The organism is Sodalinema sp. (assembly GCF_046483825.1).
In the GTDB taxonomy this organism is placed as follows: domain Bacteria; phylum Cyanobacteriota; class Cyanobacteriia; order Cyanobacteriales; family Geitlerinemataceae; genus Sodalinema.
In genome coordinates, this window is sequence record NZ_JAWOCL010000295.1 from 1 (window position 1) to 11,539 (window position 11,539).

Sequence of the window (11,539 nt, forward strand, 5' to 3'; positions counted from 1 at the left end):
GAAACACCGCGTTAAGCTGAGTTGGCCAAAATTGGTTAAAATTCGGCTAGCTTTTCCATTCGCACCCTCCTCACACCCGACAAGGAATACCATTATGGTCAACGCCTTACTACGGCGGCTGTCACGGCGATCGCTGCCCCTGTTTTTTCTGGCCCTACCGCTACTGCTTCCCCTACCGGTTCACAGCCAACCGACCACCGTTGAGAGGACTCAGAACGATGGCGAGATTCGTGACCCAGCCTCAGAAACCGCCCCTCCTGGCTTGGTCGTGGAAGCCGGAGATGCCCCCATTGACGCTACCATTGCCCTGCGGATGCAGCAAGAACTCAGCCAACTCCTCGGACGAGTCGAGAGTGCTTTGATTGCAGCCCAAACTTTGGGAAACTTAGGGGATGTTGCCCTTCAAGCCTTAGATGCTGGGGGAGATGGAGTTGGCCTGGGCTATGATGACGGGGCGCGAGTGGCGGCGGCCAAAACCCTCTTGCGGGACTTTCCTGAGTTAGTGCGACAACAGCATTATGGCGAGGCGCGATCGCGATGGCTAGAGGCGCGATCGCAACTGTGGCAGAGTTATCCCAACGATCGCCCCCGCAACAGCGCCCCAGAAGTGCGTTCAATCTGGCTCGATCGCGGCACCATCGTAGCCGCCGGGTCCAAAGCCGGCCTAGAACCCCTCTTTGACCGCTTGGCCCGGGCCGGGATTAACACGGTTTTCTTTGAAACCCTCAACGCCGGCTATCCCATCTACCCCAGTCAAATCACCAATTCCCAAAATCCCCTCACTGAAGGCTGGGACCCCCTGCAAGCCGCCATTGAATTGGCGCGGGAACGGGGTATGGAACTCCATGCTTGGGTGTGGACGTTTGCCGTGGGTAACGAAGCCCATAACCGCCTCCTGGGGCAGTCTTCCAGCTTCCTTGGCCCCATTCTCGACGACCATCCCCAATGGGCTAACCTTGACCATCGCGGTGACATCCGTCATCGGGGGTCCCGCAAAACCTTCCTCGATCCAGCCAACCTCGAGGCCCGCTGGTATCTCATCCGCATCATCGATGAGATTGTCCTGAATTACGACGTGGACGGGATTCAACTCGACTATATCCGCTATCCCTTCCAAGACCCCAGTGCTGAACGCAGTTATGGCTATGGCGAAGCCGGGCGATCGCGGTTTCAGGACTTAACGGGAGTCGATCCCATCACCCTCTCCCCCAATCAAGTTGACCTTTGGAACCGGTGGACGCAATTCCGAGTTAACCAAATTACAACCTTTGTCGGCGACGTTCATGAACTTCTACAACGCCGTAACCCCGAGTTGATTCTCTCAGCGGCGGTGTTTCCCCAATCCCGCCACGATCGCACCCATAAAATCCAACAAGACTGGGAAAGCTGGATTGAAGCCGGTATCATCGATGTCATCGTCCCCATGACCTACGCCGCTGATACCAATCGTCTCGGACGACTGATGACTCCAATGTTGGCCGATATACCGCCAGGAGCGTTGTTGGTTCCCTCGGTGAAACTCCATGATTTGGCTGATATCGTTGCTGTTGATCAAATGCAGTTGATTCGCGATTTACCCACCAGTGGTTATGCACTGTTTGCTGCTGAACGACTCGTAGATAACTTAAAAGAGATTTTGCAACAAACCCACGGGGAAAATAATGTTGCCCAACCGATTCCCTACCGTCAACCCTTCAAAGCTGCCCTCGACCGACATCGCGCCCTGAAATCAGAATGGCAGTTCATTTTAGCGGCTGAACAGTTGTGGATTGATGATGAGAAATTGCGCCTTTGGCAAGCGAGCGATCGCGCCTTTGTTGAAGCCTTAGAACAGCTTGCCGAACAACCCAGTCGAGCGCAAGTGGTCGTGACGCGCGATCGCCTCGATCAGCTACAACAAGGATTGCCCCAATGGCTAAGTCTCCATCGCGTCAACAATACCTATCAAGTTGACACTTGGGAACATCGTCTTCAGGCGATCGAAGAACTCCTCGCCTACGGGGAACGACGCTTAGCAAACTAATTTTTGACCAAGTTTTTTGACTATAAAATGTTAGTTTTGTCAATCGCTTTAACAACTTTTTTAGCAAAATTTGTGACAAAAAAGTTGAGTATAGCAATCGAAGATTGGCTTAGGACACTCTGAGCTGGGAGAGAATTCCCTACCTCTTTCCTTCTTCCTCCCAGTTCCGGTGCTCCCAGTTCCGGTGTTCCCAGTTTCGGTGTTCCCTTCTTTTGCCTTTTGCCTCTTGCCTCTTGCCTTCTTATCCCCTATTTTTTGTACTATTCAGACCAACTTTTGCTATATCAACATGAACCAATGGCAGCGATTTCTCAAAAACCTAGGCGATTGGCGAGGGTCATTTAGCCAATTTTCACCTCAAGGAAATCTCTTCAAAGATATCCCCACCCGCGTCACCCTAGAAGGCGTCGAAGACAATGGTTGTGTTCAGCAAAAGGTCTTTAAATATCCCCCAGGCGAACCTGAACCCCAGCCAATTGAACTCACCTATCGCACCCTAGGACGAAATATCCTCTTTTTTGAAACGGGCTACTTTTCCTTTGGTTCCGTGCAATTTTCCCCCATCGCCGACTTTGGTGCCGAACAGGGATTGATTCATAACCAACGGCGGCTGCGACTGGTACAACTGTTTAAAAACGGGGAATTTAGCGGCGGAACCCTCATTCGTGAAGTCCTCGATGGGGTGGACATCCCCGAATCCACCCCCTTAACCGTCGATGAACTGATTGGCCAATGGCGGGGAACGGTAACAACAGAATACCCCGATTTTCGCCCTCCTGACTCCTATGAAAGTCATCTGAGTATCAGTCGTGAGGGAAATCAACTTCAGCAGTCATTAACCACATCAACCTGGCAATTATCCTCAACCGGAGAAATCGACGGAAATTGCATTCTCTTCAACCGCGCTAGTGAACCCCGACAACTCCTCCTCCTCCCCGACGGCGCATCCTGTCTCTGTCCCCTCAAAATTCCCCGCCAACAGCCCTTTTTCCTCGAAATTGGCTGGCGACTCGGCGACGGAGTACGCGCACGCTTATTACGCAATTATGACGCCACTGGGCAATGGGTGAGTTCGACCCAAATTATCGAAGAAAAAACCACAGACTAGAAACTTTCTTGAACAATTACTGTTTATTTTGAGTCATCGCCACCACCGCGTTGACGGTGACTTCAAAACCCAAATTATAACTTGGCAAAACATCATCTCCCGAACAAATAATGGGTAAACTATCACCCTGCCAGACCCAAACTTGCTCATGATGAAAATCAATCAACCAAGCCAATTTTGTACCCTTGGCGAGACAGTGAATAATCTTAGTTTGTAAGTCTAACGTACTTTGGTCGGAGGAGCGAATTTCAATCAACCAATCTGGAGCGCCCTGGAAGGGGCCATCCTCATCAGACAGGCGTTCCCCAGCAATAACCACAATATCCGGAACCGGTGAATAGGGCGGAATAATACAACGTAACTCTTGTATGGCCTCGAACTCATCCGTGCGCTCATTGATGTAGTTAACGAGATTGCGTTGCAGCCGTGAATGAAACAGAGTGGGCATCGGTTTTTGAACAACTCGCCCCTCAATGAGTTCCCAGGCCGGAGACGACTCAAGATTGGCTTGAGCCAAAAATTCCGTCAGAGACATGGAGGTGAGTAACTGGGACATATAATGACCAAATATAATGAAAAATGACCAAAATCTCGGGTTTTCAGGATTGGTGGTAATCAGAGGAGTTTATCAAAAAGTGGAACCCTGGCCGTAGGGGCAATCCCTTGTGGTTGCCCTGTCCAGGTTTTGTATCCACGTAAATGTCATGAAAGAATTTCCTTCATCAGTTCCTGAGGAGTCGCCGGGGAACATTTTCCTTCAAAAAACTCATTTTGTGCTTCATTAACATCCCGAATGCGATCGGCTCTGTTGCGATCGCGGAGGCGATTTTGCAAAATACGAATCAAATCTTCTTGCTCTTCGACAGACAAGCGATCGGCAGAGTCCAAAATATCTGCAAAATTTTGGGGTGTCATCATCGTCCTCTATGATTAAGGCAGCAAGTTCAAGCGTATTCCATTTTAAGCTAATTTACCCATTGATGTCTTCTGCAACTTGTCTTCTGCGATCGACGTAAGAGCTATTGGACGTAAGAGCTATTGGAAGCCCGGGCTGTCCCGTTAGCGAAGACACGTGTCAGCGTCAGGTAGTTGACACGCTACAATGATCAATTGACCCATCAGCTTAAGCCAACCCCCATGACCCTCGAAACTGCCGTAGAATTCCAAGACGAATTTGACGTGGTAGTGGTGGGTGCAGGACACGCCGGATGTGATGCTGCCCTCGCTACAGCCCGTCTCGGTTGCCGTACCCTGCTATTAACCCTGAATTTAGACAAAATCGCCTGGCAACCCTGTAATCCGGCCGTTGGCGCCCCAGCGAAGTCGCAACTGGTGCATGAAGTGGATGCCCTCGGCGGCGAAATCGGCAAAATGGCCGATCGCACCTACCTACAAAAGCGCGTCCTCAACGCCTCCCGAGGCCCCGCCGTTTGGGCGTTACGGGCGCAAACGGATAAACGGGAATATGCCGCCGTGATGCGCCAAATTGTCGAAAATCAGGAAAATTTAGCCGTCCGAGAAGGGATGGTGACAGATTTGGTGTTGGGCAAAAACGACGAAATCATCGGCGTACAAACCTATTTCGGCGTCGCCTTCCGCTGTAAAACCGTCATTCTCACCACCGGAACCTTCCTCGGTGGGGTGATTTGGGTCGGCAACAAATCCATGCCCGCAGGACGGGCTGGGGAGTTCGCGGCGGTGGGTTTAACGGAAACATTGCAAAAATTGGGGTTTGAGACCGATCGCCTCAAAACAGGGACACCAGCCCGTGTAGACAAACGGTCCGTGGATTATAGCCAAATGGAACCGCAACCCCCCGATGAGGAGGTACGCTGGTTTAGTTTTGACCCCGAAGCATGGGTTCAACGGGAACAAGTCAACTGCTATCTAACCCGAACCACTGCCGCAACCCATAAAATCATTCAGGACAACCTACATCTGTCCCCCGTCTATGGCGGCTGGGTGGATGCCAAAGGGCCTCGCTACTGTCCGAGTATCGAGGATAAAATTGTCCGCTTTGCTGACAAACCCAGTCATCAAATTTTCATTGAACCCGAAGGGCGAGATTTCCCGGAATTGTATATTCAAGGGTTCTCCACGGGACTCCCGGAACGCTTGCAAGTGCAGATGTTGCGGACGTTACCGGGGATGGAAAACTGCGTCATGTTGCGTCCCGCCTATGCGGTCGAGTATGACTATCTCCCGGCCACCCAATGTTTCCCCACCTTGATGACAAAACGAGTTGAGGGGCTATTTTGCGCCGGACAAATCAATGGAACCACCGGCTATGAAGAGGCGGCGGCCCAGGGAATTGTGGCCGGGATTAACGCGGCCCGCTTTGTCCGGGGTCAGGAGATGATTGTCTTCCCTCGCGAGGAGAGTTATCTGGGAACTCTGATTGATGACCTTTGTACGAAAGAGTTGCGGGAACCCTATCGTATGTTAACCTCGCGCTCGGAATATCGCTTGGTGTTGCGATCGGATAACGCCGATCGCCGTCTAACCCCCCTAGGACGCGAAATTGGCCTCATTGACGATCGCCGCTGGCAACTCTTCCAACGCAAACAAGCCAATATCGCCGCCGAAAAACAACGTCTGCAAGACAATCGCGTCAAGGGTCATGATGAGATTGGCCAACAAATCATTGCTGAAACCGGTCAAGGGATTAAAGGGTCCGTCACCCTCTCGGATTTATTGCGTCGTCCCAAGTTCCATTATCTCGATTTAGACCGTTTGGGACTCGGGAATCGGCAGTTAACCACAGCCGAACGGGAAGGGGCCGAAATTGACATCAAATACTCCGGCTATCTGCAACGGCAACAACGGCAAATTGACCAAGTGAGTCGGGAAGCCAATCGACCGCTACCGGTGGATTTAGACTATGATGCCATTGAAACCCTCTCGAAAGAGTCTCGGGAAAAACTCATGAAAGTTCGCCCGGTTACCGTCGGTCAGGCGAACCGCATTGGCGGTGTCAATCCAGCGGATATCAATGCCCTCTTGATTTTCCTGGAAACCCGTAATCGTAAACAGGCGGCGGCAACAACTAGCCGTTAATTTCGGGTCTTCTGGATATCGGGCGGAATTTGTTGCATGGTATACCCAATTGTCGGGGCGAAAAATCCCCTCCCAGGAGGGGTAGGGGTGGGTTATGCCCCGACAGCAACGGATGTAATCTGCCATAAATTCTCCTGATTACCCTAAACCCAGAAGACCCTTAATTTCTGACTTGGGCCGAGTTTGATTCATGAAGTTTGACCGATGACACGGGGAAATCCGGGAGCGTGGCTTATCTGGGCGGCGGTTCTGGCTGCACTTTCTGATAGGCGAGAACCGCCTCACTCCCAGCTTCAACGACATCATTGGGCAAGCTAGTTAGGGGATTGTTGTCTACATAGAGATATTTCAGCTTCGGCATTTGGGCTAAATCCGCCGGTAACTGATTTAATTGTGTATTGCGGACATTGAGGATTTCTAACTCTTGCAATTGGGTGATCTCCCCAGGCAGAGTACCGATGGGGTTATCCCAAAGGGCTAAGTTTTTTAGCTGTTTCAACTGCAAAATCTCTCGGGGAAATCTGTTAAATTTATTACCCCCTAACGCCAATTCTTGCAATTGATGGAGTTGTGCGATCGCCGCCGGAAAATCACGAAAGGCATTGCTACTCACGGCTAAGGAGTTCAACTCCGAAAGTTCCGCTAAACAAGGCGGCAAATCTTGCAATTTATTACCACTAATCGACAAAATTTGCAAGTCTTTGAGCTGACAAATTTCATCGGGTAATGTTTCGATTTGGTTGTTGTATAAATACAACTCAGTCAATGCCGTTAGATGACCAATTTCGGCAGGCAAATCTCGAAGCTGATTGTCATTGAGATACAGTCGTTTTAACTGCTTTAAATGGTAAATTTCGGCAGGGAGCTGTTCAAGTTGATTGAAGCCTAATCCCAGTTGAGACAAGTATTGTAAGCGGGAGATTTCAGAGGAAACCTCACCAATCGGATTATGGCTGAGAGAGAGGCTGTGCAGATTTTCTAAATTGCAAATGGCTTGGGGAAATTCCGAGAGGCGATTTTGCCGCAGCGACAGGTTACGCAGACGGGTGAGGCGGTAGAAGTTGTCGGGAATCTGACTGAGTTGATTGTCTCGCAACGACAATTCTCGCAAGCTAAATAGCTTACTCAAGCCCGAGGGGATTTCCCGAAGCCGATTGTTATTAACATGAAGTTTTTCGAGATATTGAAGTTGATTGAGATCGACTGGAATGTCTCGGAGAAGATTTCCACTAATATAAAGTTCTCGTAATTGACTAAGTTTTAAAATTTCGCGGGGAAATTCCTCAAACTCGTTCCACTCTAAATCGAGTAACTTCAGGTTTTGCAACCGTTCAAGTTGAGGAGGGAGACAACGTAGGGCATTTCCGCTGAGACTGAGAGCGACCAATTGGTCCAGTTCACCAATCTCAGGAGGGAGTTCGGTTAAGCCGCGATCGCACAGATCGAGGGCTTTCGACTGCGATCGCAGGGTAGATTGCAGGATATCCAGGGTATTCTCGGACGTCATGGGTTCTCTTAGACAGAAGACAGTGAGCATTTGGCGGTCATAAGCCAGTTGCACCCTGGGGGGGATGGTAACGGCTGAGCGCCTCCTAAAGATGGTATTGGGGGAGTTGAGATGACGAACCCTATGGCAAGGCATAGCTTCATTTTAAGATATCGCCGTTGAGGATGAGCCTCGGCGATCGCCAGCAAGGACAACAACACCTTACCCCCCCACCCGGATCTACAAGCCGCTGAGGACCCCCTAGAGCGTCTCTGAGACCAACCGATCTGTAATTGAGAGAGTCTTCAGACAAACCCGGTTGATCCAGGCGTATCATAGAGAGCATAACTGTCGTACTTAACCCAGGTAGAGCCGTCTGAGACGACCCGAGAAAGGCTCTAACGGTACGACAGGACAATTTCATCCTTCAAGAACCCAGACCTATGGATATTAATGAACTTGGCAATTTAGAAAATTCGGTGAGTAGCCTCTTATCCTTGGCGAAAGCCGAGTTGGAAGAAAACCGCCTTCAGCAACAGCGCGATGTGCAGATCGAAGAGAAAACCAAAGAAATCGAGGCGAAGCTGAAGCCACTCTTAAACCAGGTGCAAGCCATGTTGAGGCAATACGAAGCCGAAAACATCCCCGAAAGCACCGGCCGGCAAAAACTCGAACAAAAAGCCAAAGAAATCCAGGAACAACTCGACAATGCCCCCCTGTTAGCCGCTCAAACCGTCGATCGCCAACTCATCTTATACGAAGAACGTCTCCTAGACGAACAGTTATCCGAACAAACTCACCAATGGAGACTCGCGCTCAAGCAAGACTTGCTTGAAACCATCTCCGATCAAAATGACTTCTTTAGCGCCACAGATGTCGCCGTCGCACTACGAGGCTACACCACCGACTTAAAAGCCATTGATGCCCTCGAAGAAGTCGTCGAAGCACTGATTGAGCGAATTAACCTTCTGAGTGAGGAAGGCCCTGTGGCACGATTGCGGGGAACCCACGAACAGACCCTCAACTTTATCTATCATAAGGCGATGGAGAATCGCTCCCGAGTCGAACGTCCCTCGGAAGTACAGCCACGAACTCGACATCGAACCTCGGAAAAACGCCCCAATCCCTACAGTCAACTCGCCGGAAAAGTCGTGGTCTTTGGCGGACACGATCGCCTCGCCACCGCCGTCAAGAACCGCCTACGCGACTCCAATGTAGAGTTAGTCTGGTGCACAGCCCAGGAAGGGTTACAAATGGCGCAACAGGTCGAAAACCATATCTATAGTGCTGACCTACTGCTGATTATTACCGGCTATGCGAGCCATTCTCTGACCGAGAAAGCCATGCAGGTGGCACAGAAAGCGGGCAAAACTCCCGAAATGGTCAATACAACGGGGATGACCCGAGTCTTAGAGGCGATCGAACTGGGGTTAAAAACCAAACTTCTCGCCAGTCAGTTTTCTAAAACGGCGTAGAAGCCGGCAACAGACACAACGAAGGGGCAATCCCTTGTGGTTGCCCTCTTCCGGCTGCCTCCCCTCAGAAAGATTTGACGGAGTTTTGGTAAAACCCACTATAATTCAGTTAACATTTTGTTAACGTCCCATCCCGTCATCTTTTTTCACTGTGTTTACGACCGTACCGTTCTCCCAACCCAGCCAATCCCAACTTCCTGACGATCTCTTCGCGGCGATCGCCACCCTCAAGCAGGATCTCAACGCCATCATCCTGGCCCATTACTACCAAGATCCCGACATCCAAGACGTCGCCGACTATATCGGTGACTCCCTCGGCCTCTCTCGCCAAGCCGCTAACACCGATGCCGAGGTGATTGTCTTCGCCGGAGTTCACTTTATGGCGGAAACCGCCAAAATCCTCAATCCCCAAAAACTGGTCCTTCTCCCCGACTTAGAGGCCGGCTGTTCCCTAGCCGATAGCTGCCCTCCCGAGGCCTTCGCCGCCTTCAAAGCCGCTCACCCTGACCATTTGGTGGTGTCCTACATCAACTGTACCGCCGCCATCAAAGCCATGAGCGATATCATCTGTACCAGTTCCAACGCCGTCGATATCGTCAACCAAATTCCCCCAGAACAACCGATTATCTTCGCCCCCGATCGCAACCTCGGCCGTTACGTCATGGAACAAACCGGCCGTGAGTTACTCCTGTGGGATGGTAGCTGTATCGTGCATGAAAACTTCTCGGAGAAAAAACTGGTGCAATTGCAGGTTCAACATCCAGAAGCTGAAATCATCGCCCACCCTGAATGTGAACCCCCAGTCTTACGTCACGCTAACTATATCGGTTCAACCACGGCCCTGCTGAACTACGCTCAACAGAGTCAACGCAGTTCCTTCGTTGTGGCCACTGAACCGGGCATCATCCACCAAATGCAGAAAGCGATGCCCAGTAAAACCTTCATCGCGGCGCCTCCGACGGGAACCTGCGCCTGTAATGAATGTCCTCATATGCGCCTCAACACCCTGGAGAAACTCTATCTGGCTATGAAACAGCGTCAGCCTGAAATCACCCTCCCGGAAGATGTCCGCCTGGCTGCCCTCAAACCCATTGAACGGATGTTAGAAATGAGTCGCTAGGTTGCGCGATCGTGGATAGTTAACTGTGGATAGTTAACTGTGGATAGTTAACTGTGGATAGTTGACAGGAAACCGTTGACAGCCATGTTTTTAGCCACAACAGACAGGACGTTTTTGAATCCTGTAGTCCTTTCATAACGCCTATTTTGCGGCAATAAACTGCCAACAATAAACTGTCAACAATAAACTGTCAACTATTCACGATTCACGACAATTACGCACCGACCGATTCTTTGGCAGCATAGAGAACTTCCGCCGTAATCGAGTCAACACCTCGTTCACGAGCGAACTTCTCAGTATTGCGTTTCACCTTACCGCGCACAAAGCCGGGGATTTTGTTCAACTCCGCCAAACCATCTTTACTCCAGCCGAGATCCGAATCCGCCGACACTCCTTTGGTAATGGCTTCTTTCGTATCATGGCCGCCGAAGATTTCCAAGAGATGATCTTCCATCCCCAGAGTGAAAGAGTTGTAAATCAGATCCACCGTCTGATTCGCGCCCTCATAGCCGAGATAGGGCGTATAGCCGACGGGGAAGTTCTGAATGTGAATCGGGGCAGAAATCACGCCACAGGGAATATCGAGGCGTTTCCCCACATGGCGTTCCATCTGAGTGCCGAAAATGGCCGAGGGTTCTAAGCGGGCGATCGCATCGCCAATCTCGCCATTATCCTCACTAATCAACACTTCATCACAATACTCACTCACCTGTTCCCGGAACCAGTCTGCATCATACTTACAGTAGGTTCCCGCGAGAACCACATGAATCCCCATTTCTCGGGCCAAAATCTTCGTCATGGCGGCGGCGTGGGTATTATCCCCAAACACCACCGCTTTTTTGCCCGTCAAGTTCTGACAGTCAATCGAACGGGAGAACCAGGCCGCTTGGGAGACAAAGCGAGTTTGATTGTCAATGTACTCCTCAAAATTGACATCGGCCCCCTGTTCGCGCAATACCTTTTGAATTTGACGAATACAGCGGGCAGTTTCTACGATGCCCATCGGGGTAATATCGACAACGGGCATCTCAAATTCCTGCTGTAGATATTGAGCCGCACCCAAGCCTAATTCTCGATAAGGAACGAGGTTAAACCAAGCCCGAGAGAGGTTTTTAAGTTCATGAACTGAGGATTTATAGGGAACAACCGCATTCACCTCAATTCCTAAGTCGGCCATGAGGCGCTTGAGTTCCGTGCAATCATGCTGGTTGTGGAAGCCGAGGGTGGACATTCCCAAGATGTTCACCGAGGGGTTCTCGGTTTTGTCGTT

At 50.7% G+C, this 11,539-nt stretch carries 9 protein-coding genes; 5 read left to right on the forward strand and 4 right to left on the reverse strand.

Going from position 1 to position 11,539, the window contains the following annotated elements; all coding sequences use genetic code 11:
* The first annotated feature begins 94 nt into the window (after positions 1–94).
* Both R6U67_RS18820 and R6U67_RS18825 read left to right on the forward strand, forming a co-directional pair.
* Entirely contained in the window at positions 95–2,023 is a 1,929-nt protein-coding gene (locus R6U67_RS18820) for a glycoside hydrolase family 10 protein (RefSeq protein WP_410253965.1), read from the forward strand.
* A 289-nt stretch (positions 2,024–2,312) separates the two neighbouring features.
* Complete coding sequence (locus R6U67_RS18825) at positions 2,313–3,131, forward strand: DUF3598 family protein (protein WP_410253966.1); 819 nt, start codon at positions 2,313–2,315, stop codon at positions 3,129–3,131.
* 16 nt (positions 3,132–3,147) lie between these two features.
* Here R6U67_RS18825 and R6U67_RS18830 read toward each other — a convergent pair whose 3' ends face one another.
* Together R6U67_RS18830 and R6U67_RS18835 are read right to left on the reverse strand one after the other, a co-directional pair.
* Positions 3,148–3,687, reverse strand: a complete 540-nt coding sequence (locus R6U67_RS18830; RefSeq protein WP_410253967.1) for a Uma2 family endonuclease — start codon at positions 3,685–3,687, stop codon at positions 3,148–3,150.
* Positions 3,688–3,833: 146 nt separating this feature from the next.
* A complete protein-coding gene (locus R6U67_RS18835; RefSeq protein WP_410253968.1) occupies positions 3,834–4,049 on the reverse strand; it encodes a hypothetical protein in 216 nt (71 codons plus the stop codon).
* 219 nt (positions 4,050–4,268) lie between these two features.
* On the opposite strand from R6U67_RS18835, the gene mnmG reads away from it, so the two are divergent.
* On the forward strand, positions 4,269–6,188 hold the full coding sequence (mnmG, locus tag R6U67_RS18840; RefSeq protein ID WP_410253969.1) for a tRNA uridine-5-carboxymethylaminomethyl(34) synthesis enzyme MnmG: 1,920 nt from the start codon (positions 4,269–4,271) through the stop codon (positions 6,186–6,188).
* Between the two features lie 232 nt (positions 6,189–6,420).
* Here mnmG and R6U67_RS18845 read toward each other — a convergent pair whose 3' ends face one another.
* The gene (locus tag R6U67_RS18845) at positions 6,421–7,695 is read right to left on the reverse strand and encodes a leucine-rich repeat domain-containing protein (RefSeq protein ID WP_410253970.1); all 1,275 of its coding nucleotides are present in this window, start codon (positions 7,693–7,695) and stop codon (positions 6,421–6,423) included.
* Between the two features lie 422 nt (positions 7,696–8,117).
* Between R6U67_RS18845 and R6U67_RS18850 the strand changes: the two genes are divergently transcribed.
* Together R6U67_RS18850 and nadA are read left to right on the forward strand one after the other, a co-directional pair.
* Complete coding sequence (locus tag R6U67_RS18850; protein WP_410253971.1) at positions 8,118–9,149, forward strand: DUF2325 domain-containing protein; 1,032 nt, start codon at positions 8,118–8,120, stop codon at positions 9,147–9,149.
* Between the two features lie 151 nt (positions 9,150–9,300).
* Complete coding sequence (gene nadA, locus R6U67_RS18855; RefSeq protein WP_410253972.1) at positions 9,301–10,269, forward strand: quinolinate synthase NadA; 969 nt, start codon at positions 9,301–9,303, stop codon at positions 10,267–10,269.
* A gap of 214 nt (positions 10,270–10,483) precedes the next feature.
* On the opposite strand, the gene bchB is transcribed toward nadA, so the two are convergent.
* On the reverse strand, positions 10,484–11,539 hold a 1,056-nt coding region (bchB, locus tag R6U67_RS18860; protein WP_410253973.1), incomplete at its 5' end, for a ferredoxin:protochlorophyllide reductase (ATP-dependent) subunit B.